This window comes from Pedomonas mirosovicensis, from assembly GCF_022569295.1.
GTDB classification, from domain to species: Bacteria; Pseudomonadota; Alphaproteobacteria; order Sphingomonadales; family Sphingomonadaceae; genus Pedomonas; species Pedomonas mirosovicensis.
In genome coordinates, this window is the sequence record NZ_JAKFIA010000001.1 from 1,446,058 (window position 1) to 1,459,652 (window position 13,595).

12 protein-coding genes are annotated in these 13,595 nt (G+C 66.2%); 7 read left to right on the forward strand and 5 right to left on the reverse strand.

What is annotated here, in order from left to right; all coding sequences use genetic code 11:
• Positions 1-110: 110 nt before the first annotated feature.
• The gene (locus tag L0C21_RS06950; RefSeq protein ID WP_259277665.1) at positions 111-2,234 is read left to right on the forward strand and encodes an AsmA family protein; all 2,124 of its coding nucleotides are present in this window, start codon (positions 111-113) and stop codon (positions 2,232-2,234) included.
• Between the two features lie 214 nt (positions 2,235-2,448).
• Here the strand turns inward: L0C21_RS06950 and L0C21_RS06955 are convergent, their stop codons facing one another.
• Positions 2,449-3,330, reverse strand: coding sequence for a LysR family transcriptional regulator ArgP (locus tag L0C21_RS06955; protein ID WP_259277666.1), 882 nt, complete (start codon positions 3,328-3,330; stop codon positions 2,449-2,451).
• An 86-nt stretch (positions 3,331-3,416) separates the two neighbouring features.
• On the opposite strand from L0C21_RS06955, the gene L0C21_RS06960 reads away from it, so the two are divergent.
• Complete coding sequence (locus L0C21_RS06960; protein ID WP_259277667.1) at positions 3,417-4,034, forward strand: LysE/ArgO family amino acid transporter; 618 nt, start codon at positions 3,417-3,419, stop codon at positions 4,032-4,034.
• Positions 4,035-4,266: 232 nt separating this feature from the next.
• On the opposite strand, the gene L0C21_RS06965 is transcribed toward L0C21_RS06960, so the two are convergent.
• Positions 4,267-5,118 (reverse strand): ATP-binding protein, encoded by an 852-nt coding sequence (locus L0C21_RS06965; RefSeq protein ID WP_259277668.1) that lies wholly within the window; start codon positions 5,116-5,118, stop codon positions 4,267-4,269.
• A gap of 168 nt (positions 5,119-5,286) precedes the next feature.
• On the opposite strand from L0C21_RS06965, the gene yajC reads away from it, so the two are divergent.
• The 3 genes from yajC to secF are packed head-to-tail and all read left to right on the forward strand — an operon-like array spanning position 5,287 to position 8,630.
• Entirely contained in the window at positions 5,287-5,631 is a 345-nt protein-coding gene (gene yajC, locus L0C21_RS06970) for a preprotein translocase subunit YajC (RefSeq protein WP_259277669.1), read from the forward strand.
• Positions 5,632-5,651: 20 nt separating this feature from the next.
• Positions 5,652-7,262: a protein translocase subunit SecD gene (secD, locus tag L0C21_RS06975; RefSeq protein WP_259277670.1), complete on the forward strand. Its 1,611-nt coding sequence runs from the start codon at positions 5,652-5,654 to the stop codon at positions 7,260-7,262.
• Between the two features lie 15 nt (positions 7,263-7,277).
• Positions 7,278-8,630 carry a protein translocase subunit SecF gene (secF, locus tag L0C21_RS06980; RefSeq protein WP_259277671.1) on the forward strand — a complete coding sequence of 451 codons (1,353 nt, stop codon included), beginning with the start codon at positions 7,278-7,280 and terminating at the stop codon, positions 8,628-8,630.
• 332 nt (positions 8,631-8,962) lie between these two features.
• On the opposite strand, the gene L0C21_RS06985 is transcribed toward secF, so the two are convergent.
• A complete protein-coding gene (locus L0C21_RS06985) occupies positions 8,963-9,826 on the reverse strand; it encodes a LysR family transcriptional regulator (protein WP_259277672.1) in 864 nt (287 codons plus the stop codon).
• A 126-nt stretch (positions 9,827-9,952) separates the two neighbouring features.
• Between L0C21_RS06985 and bla the strand changes: the two genes are divergently transcribed.
• Positions 9,953-10,858 (forward strand): subclass B3 metallo-beta-lactamase, encoded by a 906-nt coding sequence (bla, locus tag L0C21_RS06990; RefSeq protein ID WP_259277673.1) that lies wholly within the window; start codon positions 9,953-9,955, stop codon positions 10,856-10,858.
• A 103-nt stretch (positions 10,859-10,961) separates the two neighbouring features.
• On the opposite strand, the gene L0C21_RS06995 is transcribed toward bla, so the two are convergent.
• Both L0C21_RS06995 and L0C21_RS07000 read right to left on the reverse strand, forming a co-directional pair.
• Positions 10,962-11,501: an outer membrane protein gene (locus L0C21_RS06995; protein ID WP_259277674.1), complete on the reverse strand. Its 540-nt coding sequence runs from the start codon at positions 11,499-11,501 to the stop codon at positions 10,962-10,964.
• A gap of 362 nt (positions 11,502-11,863) precedes the next feature.
• The gene (locus L0C21_RS07000; RefSeq protein ID WP_259277675.1) at positions 11,864-12,433 is read right to left on the reverse strand and encodes an outer membrane protein; all 570 of its coding nucleotides are present in this window, start codon (positions 12,431-12,433) and stop codon (positions 11,864-11,866) included.
• 166 nt (positions 12,434-12,599) lie between these two features.
• On the opposite strand from L0C21_RS07000, the gene L0C21_RS07005 reads away from it, so the two are divergent.
• Positions 12,600-13,448 (forward strand): phytoene/squalene synthase family protein, encoded by an 849-nt coding sequence (locus tag L0C21_RS07005; RefSeq protein WP_259277676.1) that lies wholly within the window; start codon positions 12,600-12,602, stop codon positions 13,446-13,448.
• The last annotated feature ends 147 nt before the right edge of the window (positions 13,449-13,595 follow it).

Here is a 13,595-nt window from a genome sequence, read left to right on the forward strand (position 1 = left end):
AACGAATACAGGGACGGGCTGGCCCCATGCGGGCCGGCCCGTTTCCGTTTGCGGGCCAGTGATGCTGGGTCGCCAATGGAACGAGGCCGGGTCGCCACCGTTCTAAAGGCGTGAGCAACGCAGTCCCATGGCGACGGATCGGCAAGGGGATCGCCATCGCTCTGGCGAGCCTGGCGGGCCTGATATTGCTGTTGTTTGTGGTGCTCTACATCACCAAGGGCAGCTTTCTCAAAGAACCGGCCACGTCGCTGGCCAGCCGGATGACCGGCCGCACCGTGATGGTGGGCGGGGACTTCCAGCTTTACCTCGACCCCCACGTGCGGCTGCGGGCCGAGAACCTCTCCATCAGCAATCCGCCGTGGGTCGGCAAGCAGGCGCAGGGCAAGAACGCCCTGTTCCGCGCCGAGCGGCTGGATGCTTCCATTCGCGTGCTGCCGCTGTTCGTGGGCGACGTGAAGTTCCGGAGCCTCGATCTGGTGCGGGGCAATGCCAATCTGGTGCGGGACAGGACCGGCCGGGCCTCGTGGGATCTGGGCCGGGAGGAGACGGACAAGCCGTTCGAGATGCCCGAGATCGCGGCGGCGCGGGTGGTGGACAGCCGCGTGCGCTATGACGACCGCAAGGCGGACATGGCATTGGACATGCGGATCGGCGACGTGGACGTAACCGACAACGCGCTCGATCAGCCGCTGCGGGCGCGAGGCACCGGGCGCTCCCACGGCCTGCCGTTCAAGATCGACGCCACATGGCGCAGCCAGACGGGCGAATTGACCGGGGGCGGGCGGCAGAAGATGACGCTGGAGGTGGATGTGGCGGGCTCCCACGTCACGGTGGCGGGCGAGGTGCCGGGCACCACCACGCTCGACGGGGTGGAGTTCAGGGTGGCCTCGCGCGGGCGCACGCTGGCCGCGCCGTTCTCGCTCATCGGCGTCGTGGTGCCGGATACCCGCAGCTATGACGTCGCGGGCATTGCCCGCAAGGACGGCGATGTGTGGCGGGTGCGAAACCTCAAAGGGCGGTTCGGCGACAGCGACATCGCGGGCACGCTGTCCGTCCGCACCGGGGAGCGGCTGAAGCTGGAGGCGGATCTTACAAGCCGCAAGCTGGACATCATCGATGTGGGGCCGTGGATCGGCTATGATCCCCAGCGGCTCGACAAGCAGGGCGGCAAGGGCGCAATCACGGTGGAGGGCGGGCGGCCCTGGCTTCTGCCCAACGCCACGCTGGCCACGGAATCCCTCGGCACCTTCGACGCCGAGGTGCGTTACCGCGCCGATAGCGTGGATACGGGCAACGTGCCCATCAACCAGCTCGACCTCACCCTGTCGCTCAACCACAGGCTGCTGCGGCTGGACCCCGTGGCGATCGATCTGGCGGGAGGGCGGCTGACCGCCTACGTGAACATCGATGCGCGCCAGGAGCAGGTGGTAACCGACTACGACCTGCGCCTGTCCCCGGTCCGGCTGTCGCGCCTGCTTGAGCCCTTCGGGGCGCTGGCGGACGGCACCACCGGCACCCTGCGCGGGCGGCTGCAACTGCGCGGGTTTGGCGACACGGTGCGGAAGTCGCTGGGCTCATCGAACGGGCGCATCGTGCTGATCCTGCCGCAGGGCACGCTGTGGGTGCGGAATAATGAGCTGGTGGAATTGGACATCGGCGGCTTCCTTGAAGCGGCAATTTCCGATGACCTGAAGGAACCGGCGGAGATCCGCTGCGGCCTCATCGGCTTCACGGTGAAGGACGGGCAGGCCGTGGCCGACCCCATCCTCATCGATACGGAGCGCGCGGTAATCCGCGGCCGGGGCGGCTTTGCCTTCCGCGACGAGCGGCTGGGGCTGGAAATCGAGGCGGATTCGAAAAAGCCGAGCCTGTTCTCCGCCCAATCGCCCATTGGCCTGCAAGGCTATTTCGCCCAGCCCGCCATCAACCCCATCTCGGGCGAGCTGCTGGCGCGGGGCGGCGCAGGCGCGGCGCTGGGTGTGGCGGCGACGCCCTTTGCCGCCATCCTCGCCTTCCTCGATATCGGCGAGGAGGAGGACACCAACTGCACGCCGGTGCTGGCGGGCGCTCACAGCGCCGAGGTGAAAGCCGCCGACAAGGCCGCCGAAGCCGACAGCGCCAAAGAGCAGCGCAAGGCTGCCAAGGAGGCCCGCGAAGACGCCCGCAAGGAAGCCCAGGAAGCGCAGGAAAAGCTGGACGAACAGCGCCGCGAGGAGAAGGGGGATAAGAAATGAAAGTTAGGAATGGAAGGGGACGCGGTCCCCCTTCAGATCCCCCATTTGTTTTTATAGGGCCGCGCCTTGGATGAACGGGGGCGCGTTCCAATAATCCGTAATCCAGAAGGTGCGCCCTTCATGCCGCGCACGGCCCGATAAACGAAAGGGAGGTGCAGGAGGGACAAGTCCCTCCTGCAAAAAATCATAAAATACAAATGACTAACATGAAAACCTACTGCGCCAGATGGCGGCTGGCGGCGGTGAGGACGGCGGTGGTCATGGGGGCGAGGGCGTCCTCGATGGCGCGGGACCACTGCCAGAACAGGGGCACGTCGAGCGCGGTGCCGGGCTGGAGTTCGACCAGGCGCCCGGCGGTGAGGTGGGGGCGGGCGAGCGGTTCCGGGTTCATGCCCCAGCCGAGGCCGGCGAGAGCGGCATCCACGAAGGCGTGGCTGGAGGGCAGCCAGTGGGTGGGCGGCGCGATGGTTTGGCCGGTCGCGCTGGCGATCCAGCGGGCCTGGAGCGCGTCCTTGGCGTTGAAGCAGAGGCAGGGGGCCTGCGCGAGTGCGGTGTCGTCGATGCCGTTTGCAAACCAGCGCTGCATGAAGGCCGGGCTGGCGGTCGCCAGGAAGCGCATGGCCCCGAGCGGGCGGCTGCTGCACCCTTGCACCGCCTCGGCGTGGGCGGTGACGGCGGCGCTGACCTCGCCGCGGCGCAGCCAGTCCGCGCTGTGGTCCTGATCGTCCAGCACCAGATCGAACAGCAGGCCATCGGTTGCGGCCATGGCGTCGATGAACCAGGTGGCGAGGCTGTCTGCATTGACGGCGATCCGCAGCGTCGCCGGGCGGCGGCCGGGCAGCAGGCCGCCAAGGTCCGCCTGAAGGCCGTGCTCAAGAAGGCCGACGCTTTCCACGTGGCGGCAGAGGCGGGTGCCGAGGGGCGTGGCGGTGCAGGGCTGGCCGCGCACGATGACGACGGCCCCCAGCCGCTCCTCCAGCAGCTTCACCCGCTGGGAGACGGCGGAGGGGGTGATGCCGAGCTGGCGGGCGGCTTTTTCGAAGCTGCCCGTCTGCACCACGGCGGCCACGGCTTCCAGGCTGGCATAGTCGAGCATGGATTAGTTTTGCTTAATCAAGCTTAGAAACTTTAGTTTTCCTAAGAAGCGTAACCCGGCTAGTCAATCCGCGAAAGGAGAGGCGGATGACGAGCGGTGAGAACCTTGGGGCCTATGGCGCGGGCCTGATGCTGGGGCTGGGGCTGATCGTGGCGATTGGCGCGCAGAACGCCTTCGTGTTGCGCCAAGGCCTGCGGCGGGAGCATGTGCTGCCGGTGTGCCTTGTCTGCGCCCTATCCGACGCGGCGCTCATCAGCGTGGGCGTTGCCGGGTTCGGCGCGATCATCGCCGGGTTGCCATGGCTGGAGCCGGTGATGCGCTACGGCGGCGCGGCGTTCCTGCTGTTCTACGCTGCGCGGAGCCTCCTTTCGGCCCTGCGGAGCGGCGGCAGCCTCAACCCGGCGGAGGAGGCCGGGCTGGGGCTCGGCGCAACCCTGCTGACGTGCCTTGCCTTCACCTGGCTCAACCCGCACGTCTACCTCGACACCGTGGTGCTGCTGGGCTCGATCTCCACCCAGTACGACGGCCACAAGGTCAATTTCGCCCTCGGGGCGATGTCCGCTTCGTTCCTGTTCTTCTTCGCGCTTGGCTACGGCGCGCGACTGCTGCGGCCGCTGTTCGCCAAACCTGCCGCATGGCGCGTGCTGGACGGCCTCATTGCCGTGATGATGACGCTGATCGCGCTCGATCTGGTGGTGGGGTGATGGAAGGTACACAAACTAAAGATGGAAGGGGGACGCGGTCCCCCTTCCGATCCCCCATTCGTTTTAAAGGGACGCGCCTTGGATGGGCGGGGGAGCAAGACGGCTGATGAAGGGCGCGTTCCAGAACCCTGAAATCTCAGCAAGCGCGCCGTTCATGCAGGGCGCGGCCCGACAAAGTGAAGGGAGTGCAGAGGGGTAAGCCCCTCTGCAAAAACAATAACTCACTCCAAACTCACGCGAGCCGCACGCCGAGGCTGCCTGCCAGGTCCTGAATGAACTGGGCGGCGACGCGGCCGTTGCGGGAGCCGCGGGTGGCGGCCCATTCGATGGCCTTGGGGCGGGCGTCTTCCATGCTGATCGGCAGCTTGTAGTAGGCGATGTAGCTTTCGATCATGGCGAGGAAGTTGTCCTGATCGCAGGAGTGGAAGCCGATCCACAGGCCGAAGCGGTCGGAGAGGGAGACCTTGTCCTCCACCACGTCGCGGGGATTGATGGCGTCCCGCTTCTCATTCTCCATGATGTCGCGCGGGATGAGGTGGCGGCGGTTGGAGGTGGCGTAGAACAGGCAATTGGTTGGCCGGCCCTCAAGCCCGCCTTCCAGCACGGCCTTCAGCGCCTTGTAGCGGCTGTCGCCCGCATCGAAGGACAGATCGTCGCAGTAGAGCAGGAACAGGCGTTGCGCCTGGCCGAGGCGGCGCATGAGCTGGGGCAGGGTTTCGATGTCGTCCCGGTGGATCTCGACGAGGGCAAAGTCCAGCCCTTCCTCGGTGAGGAGGTGGCCCTGGACGGCCTTGACCAGCGAGCTTTTCCCCATGCCGCGCGCGCCCCACAGCAGCGCGTTGTTGGCGGGCAGGCCTTGCGCGAAGCGGCGGGTGTTCTCCAGCAGCAGCTGCTTCTGCGTGTCCACGCCCTTCAGGATGTCCAGCGGCACGCGGGAGATGGCGGTCACCGGCTGGAAGGTTTGGTGCGCCCCGTCCCACACGTAGGCGGGATAGGCGGTCAGGTCGACCTCCGGCGCAGGCGGCGGCGCGAGCCGGTCGAGCGCATCGGCAATGCGGGCGAGAAGGGGGAGGATTTCGGTCATTGGCACTTGCTCGTCACTTGGTCCATCCCCATTTGCCAGGCTTGCCCCGCAACGGGTGAACCGGCGGCAAAGGCCCCTCATGGAGCCGCGCCGTCGTCAAACATTGCGAAATGGGGTGTCGTCTGTATAGTCGCCGCCACATCTCTGACCAATTGGAAACCGTGGACGATGTTCATTTCTACTGCATACGCCCAAACCGCGACCGGGGCCGCTGCTGGCGGCGCCAACCCCTTCATGCAGCTTTTGCCGCTGATCGCGATCTTCGTCATCTTCTACTTCTTCCTCATTCGCCCGCAGCAGAAGCGGATGAAGCAGCATCGCGAGATGGTGAACAACGTGAAGCGCGGCGATAAGGTCGTGACCTCCGGCGGTCTCGTCGGCAAGGTGACCCGCGTTGACGAGACGGAAGTGCAGGTGGAAATCGCCGAAGGCGTCCGCGTGCAGGTTGTGAAGTCGACGCTGGCTGAGGTGCGCGCCAAGGGCGAGCCGGCCAACGACGACGTCAAGAAATAATCAGGCCATCGGCCCCGACCATGCTGGATTTCCCTCGCTGGAAGATCTGGGCGATCACGCTGACGTTGATTGTTGGCGCGCTTTTCGCCCTGCCGAACCTGTTTCCCGAAGCCCAGGTGGCCCGCTGGCCGAGTTGGCTGCCCAACAAGCACGTCAACCTGGGCCTTGATCTGCGCGGCGGCTCGCACCTGTTGCTGGCCGTCGACACGCAGGCCGTGGTGAAGCAGCAAATTGAAACGCTGGAGGACTCTGTCCGCACCACCCTGCGCGAGACGAAGCGCGCGGATGGCGGGCGCATCGGCTACGGAGATTTCGAGAGGGGAGCAACCGCTGTCAGCTTCCTCGTCCGCGACCCGACGGATGTCGATGCGGTGGTGGAGGCCATGCGCGGCCTTTCCCAGCCGGTTGGCGGCAGCTTCTCCGGCCAGCGCAACATGGACGTCTCGGTCAGCGACGGCACCCGCGTGACGGTGCAGCTGACGGAGGCGGGCATTGCCGAGCGCAAGCGGCTGGCAGTTGCCCAGTCCATCGAGATCGTGCGTCGCCGTATCGACGAGATGGGCACCCGCGAGCCGACCATCGTCCGCCAGGGCGATGACCGCATCCTCGTTCAGGTGCCGGGCCTCAAGGATCCCGGCCAGCTGAAGGAAATCCTCGGCAAGACCGCCAAGCTTGAGTTCAAGCTGGTCAACACGGACGTCCGGCCGGAGGATATCGCCAGCGGCCGCGTGCCGCCGGGCACCGAGCTGCTGCCGATGCAGGATGCGCCGGAGCAGAAGATCGCCGTGCGCCGCCGGGTCATCATCTCCGGCGAGGAACTGGCCGATGCCCAGCCCAGCTACAATCAGGGCGCGCCGGTCGTCTCCTTCCGCTTCGATACGACGGGCGGCCGCCGCTTCGGCCAGGCAACCACCGAGAATGTGGGCAAGCCGTTTGCCATCATCCTCGACAACGAGGTGATCTCGGCCCCGCGGATCAACGAGCCCATCCTCGGCGGCTCGGGCATCATCTCGGGCGGCTTCACGGTGGAGCAGGCCAACAACCTGGCCGTGCTGCTGCGCGCCGGCGCGCTGCCGGCTCCGCTGCAGATTCTGGAAGAGCGCACCGTGGGTCCGGACCTCGGCGCCGACTCGATCCGCGCGGGCATGATCGCCTCGATCATCGGCACGGTCGTCGTGCTGGCGCTGATGTTCATGACCTACGGCCGGTTCGGCCTGTTCGCCAACGCGGCGCTGGTGCTGAACGTCATCCTCATCATCGGCATCATGTCGCTTCTGGGCGCAACACTGACGCTGCCGGGCATCGCAGGCCTCGTGCTCACCATCGGTACGGCGGTCGACTCCAACGTGCTCATCTTCGAGCGCATCCGCGAGGAACTTCGGAATGGCCGGAGCACTCTGAATGCCGTGGATGCCGGTTATCGCGAGGCCAGTCGCGCCATCTGGGACGCCAACATCACCAACGTGATCGCGGCGGCGCTGATGATGTGGTTCGGCTCGGGCCCGGTCAAAGGCTTCGCGGTGGTGCTCACCATCGGTATCGTCACCTCGGTGTTCACCGGCGTGACCGTGTGCCGCATGTTCAACGTGCTGTGGCTGAAGCGCGCGCGCCCGGCCAAGCTGGTTCTGTAAGGGGAGGGATGATCCATGCTTCTCAAGCTCATCCCCGACAACACCAACATCAACTTCCTCAAGTGGAAGTATGTGGCCACGGCCCTTTCGGTGCTGCTCATCATCGCGTCCATCGCGCTGGTGGCGGTGCGGGGCCTCAACTTCGGCATCGACTTCAAGGGCGGCATCCTCATGGAGGTGGGCTTCACCCAGGCCCCCGACCTTGACGACATGCGCGGCGACCTGAACCGGCTGGATCTGGGCGACGTGAGCCTGCAGGAATTTGGCAGCGACCGGCAGATCGCCATTCGCCTGCCCCAGCAGGAAGGCGGCGAGAAGGGCCAGCAGGCGGCCGTCGCCAAGGTGAAGGAGGCGCTGACCGCTGATTACGGCGACGGCGTCAGCTTCCGCCGCGTGGAATCCGTGGGCGGCAAGGTGTCGGGCGAGTTGCTCACCGACGCGTCGCTGGCCATCGGCCTCGCCATGCTGGCGGTGGCCATCTACATCTGGTTCCGCTTCGAATGGCAGTTTGGCGTCGGCGCGCTGCTCAGCCTCGTGCACGACGTTGCCATCACCTTCGGCTTCCTGGCGTTGACCCAGATGGAGTTCGACCTCAACATGGTGGCGGCGCTGCTGACCACGGTCGGCTACTCGCTCAACGATACCGTCGTCGTTTACGACCGCGTTCGCGAGAACCTGCGGAAGTATCGCAAGATGGACATGGAGCCGCTGCTCAACCTCACGGTCAACGAGACGCTGTCGCGCACCATCATGACCTCGCTCTCCACGGGGCTTGCGCTGCTGGCGCTGCTGATCTTCGGTGGCGAGGTGGTTCGCGGCTTCACCGCCGCCATGCTGCTGGGCGTTGTCATCGGTACCTTCTCGTCCATCTACGTGGCCGCGCCGCTGCTGATCTGGATGAAGGTCGGCCCGCACACCTTCCTCGCCAATGAGGAAGGCAAGGGCGACAGCAAGGTTGAAAAAGACCGGCAAGGCGGCGCTCTGATGGCGAAGCTGGAAGCCACGCCGCCGCGTCAGGGAGCCCTGTCGATCCAGGGTTACACGGCCGGCGGCTACCGGGTGGGCGGCATCGCCCATCAGGGCGGCGTGATCGTGACGCCAGAACGGGTGGAAACCTGGCCGGTCACGAACCTCGCCGACGCCCGGGTGGAGGACTTCCAGCTGGTGACGAGCGAGCAGCCGCCCATCGAGGTGCTGCTCATCGGCACCGGGCCGACCATGGCCCGCCCGCCCGCAAGCCTGCTGGACGCACTGCGGGCCACCGGCCTGGCGGTGGATTTCATGGACAGCCGCGCCGCTGCCCGCACCTATAACGTGCTGGTGGCCGAAAACCGGCGTATCGCGGCGGCCCTGCTGCCAATCGGCTGAGCGGTTCGGGCTTTCCGCTCCGGCAAGAACGGATAAGCGCGGTCCTTCGGGGCCGCGCTTTTCTTTTGGTTTGAATTACAGGCTCATAGGAGGGTCGCGGACCCGCCTGGCAACCTCCCGGCATTTTCAGGCCGCGCCCGGTCCCGGCCGTCGTGCGGGCTGGAGAGGAGATGAAGACGCTCCCTAAAATCATTCAATGTGAGTGGCGGATGGCTCGGGAGCTGGTGACAGGCGCGGCCCGAAAAATGAACAGGGGGTGCAGGAGATTATAGATCCCTCTGCATAATCTCTACTTGTGCGCCTCCGCGCACGAGGGAAGCGGCGATCCCGCTTCAGACCGTATCCTTCAACCACTGGCGGAAGGCGGCCATGGCGGGGGTGTCCTGCCGGGACATGAGGCGGGTGAGCCAGTAGCTGCCGCAGTGGATTTCGATGGGAAAGGGGCGCACGAGACGCTCGGTTCGCAGGTCTTGCTCGAACATGGCGGGCGGCGCCAGCGCAACGCCGCGCCCAAGGGTGGCCGAGGCGACCATGAGGGCAGAGCTGTCGAACACCGCGCCCTTGAGCGGTGGGCAGCGCATGCCTGCGGCTTCGAACCAGCGCGGCCACTCGTCAGCGCGGTAGGAGCGCAGCAGGGTCTCGCGGGCGAGGTCCTCCGGATGGGTGAGGCGGGCGGCGAGGGACGAGGCGCATAGGGGCGTCAGCGGCGCGTCCATGAGGTGGTCGGCGTGGGTGCCGTGCCAGGCACCGTCGCCGAAGCGGATGGCGAGGTCCAGCCCTTCGCCCGCCAGGTCGACGCGGTTGTTGTTGGTGAGAAGCCGCAGGTCGATGTGCGGGTGGAGGCGGGAGAAGTCGTCGATGCGCGCCAGAAGCCAGCCGACGGCGAAGGTGCCGACGACGCCGAGGGTGAGCACCTCGCGCAGGTGACCGCCGGCAAAGCGGTCGAGCGTACCGCCGATCCGGTCGAAGGCGTCGGCGACAACGGGGACAAGCGCCTGTCCCTCGTCAGTGAGGGCAAGGCCGCGCGGCAGGCGGCGGAACAGGGGCGTGCCGAGGCGGCGTTCCAGTTGGGCGACCTGATGGCTCACCGCCCCCTGGCTGACGCACAGCTCAGCCGCTGCGCGGGTGAAGCTGAGGTGGCGGGCAGCGGCCTCGAAGGCGCGCAGCGCATTGAGGGGAAGTTGGGCGCGGTCCATCTATAAAACATGAAATAATTTCATGGCTCTGTCGAGAAATGATGCTTTGTCGCGCGCCGCTCCGTTCGGCACTGTGCAGGCATCAGCCGAACAGAGAGGATTTGGAGACGCTCGATGCGATTAGCCATGAGCTTGATTGGGATAATGGTGGCCGCCATCCTGCCGGCGCAGGCCGGTGACGATCCGCTTTTGCGCCCGATCGCGCCTGACTTTGCAAGCAGGTGGCTGACGCCCAAAACGCCGGAGCGCCTTTTTGGCAGCACCTACTTCGTCGGCTTCGGCGGCCTCAGCGTGGCGCTGATCGACACCAAGGACGGGCTTATCCTCATCGATGGCGCGGTGCCGCAGGCGGTGCCGATGATCGAGGAGAATATCCGCCAGCTCGGCTTCTCGCTTCGCGACATCAAGCTGATCCTCAGCACCGAGCCGCACTACGACCATGCCGGTGGGCTGGCGGCGCTGGCGCGGGATACGGGCGCAACCGTGGTTGCGAGCCCGGAGGGGGCCAAGGTGCTGGAAGCGGGGTGGAGCGGGCCGGATGATCCCCAGTTCTCCTGGCTGCCGCCGTTTCCGGCCGTGCGCGGGGTGCGCGTCGTTCAGGACGGGGACACGATAACGCTTGGCGATACCACGGTAACGGCCGTGGCGACGCCGGGCCACACGGCGGGCTCGATGAGCTGGGCGTGGCAAAGCTGCGAGGGGAAGCGCTGCGCCAATGTGGTATTCGCCTCCAGCCTCAATCCGGTTGCGCCGGACGACTATCGCTTTTCCGATTCCGCGCATCAGGAAATCGTGGAGGCTTATGGCCGCAGTTTCGCGCGGATGCGCGCCGTGCCATGCGATATCCTGATTACGGCCCATCCGGACCAGCCGGCCTGGGATGCCAAGCTTGCCCGGCTGGGCGAACAGCCGGAGACAAACCCCTTCATCGACCCCAAGGCGTGCGCGGCCTATGCGGAAGCTTCGGCGCAGCGCCTTGCCGATCGCCTGAAGCAGGAGGGCGGGGCTGGCGAGGAACAGGGCGGCAAATAGAAGGTGCCCCAAACAGAAACGGCCGCCCAGGCAGTGCCTGGGCGGCCGTTCCTCCGGCGTGCCTGATCCCTACGGGGGGCCGGGACAGGCAGGCCTGACCGGACTAGAAGTGGAAAGCCACGCCGGTCTTCACCTGATGGCGGCGGTAGCCTTCCTCGCCATTGGTGTAGTCGTAGCCCACGCGCACGGTGGCCTGCGGGGTGATGGCGTACTCGACGCCGCCGCCCAGAACCAGGGCGTCGGTGTTGAAGCCGTCCTTATCGTCCGCGTACTTCACCTTGGTGCGGATGTTGTCATAACCGATCTTGCCGTAGACCATGGTGTTCTCAAGCGGCAGCACGCCGACGCGGGCGGCGATGCCGAACGTACGGCCAGCCTCGACCTCGGCCTCATCGGCGCCGGCGCCGAAGGTCTCGTCGGCGGTCGACAGGGCAGCATTGCCCTCAACGCCCAGCACCAGGCGGTCGGCAACCTTCTTGTTGTAGCCGGCGATCACGCCATAGGTGAGGCCCTGGCCAATTGCACCGTGGGTGTCTTCCCAGCCCAGTTCAACGCCGCCGTAAGCGCCGTTGAAAGCCTCGGCGTGGGCGAGAGCGGGGGTCATGCTAAGAGCGGCAGCGGCCGCGAGAAGATAGGTCTTCATAATGATACTCCTCATGGACTTCCGGAAGGAGGGGGCCTCCCGTGCATCCGAGATCGGAGCCGATTGTGGCGGCAAATGGCCGGAATGAAGCCGTTTTTGCCTCATTTCGGGTCCATGGCGGCGAAACGTTTTGACGAAGCGACGGGCTGACATGGAAGTGTAACAATCTGCCTAGGCGGAAGTATGAAGCATTTGATTTAAAAGCGCTTTTCCGTTCATTTTCGGTTCAGATAAGGAGGGCTTTTGACCGCCGAAGCGCTTCCAGGCAGAGTCGAGACGGCCGCCCGGGCGGGAAACCGGGGCGGCCGTGGGGAGGGGACGCGGAACAGAAGACGGGCCGTCAGAAAAGACGGGATAATCGCCTAGAAGTGGAAGGCTATGCCCGACTTGATCTGATGGCGGCGGAAGCCATCCTCGCCGTTGGTATAGTCGTAGCCAACGCGCAAGGTGGCCGAGGGCATGATGGCATATTCAACGCCGCCGCCGAGGACGATGGCGTCGTTATTGAAGCCGTTGTCGAGCCCCAGCGGATCGGGGTTGTACTCCAGGCGGGTGCGGACGTTCTCATAGCCCACCTTGCCGAAGAACAGGGTGGTGGGGGCGGCCAGATAGCCAACCCGGCCGGCAATGCCGAACGAGCGGCCCGCCCGGATTTCGTCATCCGGGCCGATGTCGCCGTCGGCGGTGGACAGCGCCGCCTTGGCCTCGACGCCCGCGACGATCTGGGGCGCAACCTGGGCGTTGTAACCACCAAAGACACCGTAGTTGAAACCGTTGCCCAAATCGCCACGGTTGTCTTCCCAGCCGATCTCGGCGCCGGCATAAGGGCCGTTGAACAGCTCGGGCTGGGCAGACTGGGCGTTGGCGAGCGAGGGGGCAAGCGCAGGGGTGAGGGCGAGGCCTGTTGCGGCGATAAGAAGATAGGGCTTCATCGTTCACTCTCCTCTGAGTGAGTCAGGGATTGGAAACGGCTGATCTTCTGCTCACCTTTCAGAGAGCCCCGCGAATGTGGCAGCAGCAGGCCGGAATTGCCCCATTCCTGCCCACAAGCGGCAAGGCGTTGTTGCATGTCGGCGGTCAGGCGTTTAGGTGCGACGAATGCAGAAAGCAGATGCCCATTGCGCGGAGCTTGTCCGCGAGCAGGATCACGACCGGTATCTCACGGCGCTTTATGCGGCTGAGTCCGCGCGGCCGGCGCTGTTTGCGCTTTATGCCTTCAATGTGGAGCTTGCACGGGTGCGCGAGCAGGTCTCCCAGCCCATGCTGGGTGATATCCGCCTCACCTGGTGGCGCGAGGGGGTGGAGACCGCCTACGCCGGCGCGCCCCGGCCGCATCCGGTGCTGGAGGCCATCAGCGCCCATGTGGTGATGGCGGGCGTGCCGCGCGCGTTGCTGGAGAGCTGCATCGAGGCGCGGCTGACCGATGTCTATGGCGAGCAGCCCTCCAGCGTGCAGGAGCTGTGCGCCTATGCGGACCTCAGTGGCGGCGCGCTGGCCGAGGCGGCGCTGTGGGTATGCCTGGGCCATGCGCCCGATCCGCTGCTCACCAAGGCGGTGCGCTGGGTGGGGCAGGCGTGGACGCTGACCGGCATCATCCGCGCTATCGGCTTTCACGCCGCCATGCAGCGGGTGATGCTGCCCGCCGACGAACTGGTGAAGGTGGGCCTCCAGCCCGAGAGCCTCTATCAGGGCGAAATCGGCGCGGAGGTGGTGGACGCTGTGCGGGCGGTCCACGCCGCGGCGGCCGAGGCGCTGGAAGCCGCCCGGCCGGTGCTGCGGCGGGCCTCGGCGCGGTCGCGCCCGGCCTGGCTGCTGGCCCCGCTGGTGCGGGACTATCTCGCCCGCATCAAGGCGGCAGGCTTCGACATTCGCTCGGCCGATCTGGAGCGGGGCGCGCTTCGCCGCCAGATCAGCCTGTTCTGGGCCGGCTCCACCGGCCGTTACTGACGCGCGGCGGCCTGCGGGCTCGTCTTCTTCTACGACTCTTGCCTCGCTGACGGCACGGCGACAATGGGCTAAGCTGCTCTCCCAAGGCGTCTGCTGGTTGAACCCCGCGGCGAACCGGCAGGCCGCCTGAGACATCCCTCATGCGGA

Coding starts and splice junctions, on each gene's coding strand:
- L0C21_RS06955 (WP_259277666.1), bottom strand. CDS start 3,330: ATGCTCGACTATGCCAGCCTGGAAGCCGTGGCCGCCGTGGTGCAGACG.
- L0C21_RS06960 (WP_259277667.1), top strand. CDS start 3,417: ATGACGAGCGGTGAGAACCTTGGGGCCTATGGCGCGGGCCTGATGCTG.
- L0C21_RS06965 (WP_259277668.1), bottom strand. CDS start 5,118: ATGACCGAAATCCTCCCCCTTCTCGCCCGCATTGCCGATGCGCTCGAC.
- yajC (WP_259277669.1), top strand. CDS start 5,287: ATGTTCATTTCTACTGCATACGCCCAAACCGCGACCGGGGCCGCTGCT.
- secD (WP_259277670.1), top strand. CDS start 5,652: ATGCTGGATTTCCCTCGCTGGAAGATCTGGGCGATCACGCTGACGTTG.
- secF (WP_259277671.1), top strand. CDS start 7,278: ATGCTTCTCAAGCTCATCCCCGACAACACCAACATCAACTTCCTCAAG.
- L0C21_RS06985 (WP_259277672.1), bottom strand. CDS start 9,826: ATGGACCGCGCCCAACTTCCCCTCAATGCGCTGCGCGCCTTCGAGGCC.
- bla (WP_259277673.1), top strand. CDS start 9,953: ATGAGCTTGATTGGGATAATGGTGGCCGCCATCCTGCCGGCGCAGGCC.
- L0C21_RS06995 (WP_259277674.1), bottom strand. CDS start 11,501: ATGAAGACCTATCTTCTCGCGGCCGCTGCCGCTCTTAGCATGACCCCC.
- L0C21_RS07000 (WP_259277675.1), bottom strand. CDS start 12,433: ATGAAGCCCTATCTTCTTATCGCCGCAACAGGCCTCGCCCTCACCCCT.
- L0C21_RS07005 (WP_259277676.1), top strand. CDS start 12,600: ATGCAGAAAGCAGATGCCCATTGCGCGGAGCTTGTCCGCGAGCAGGAT.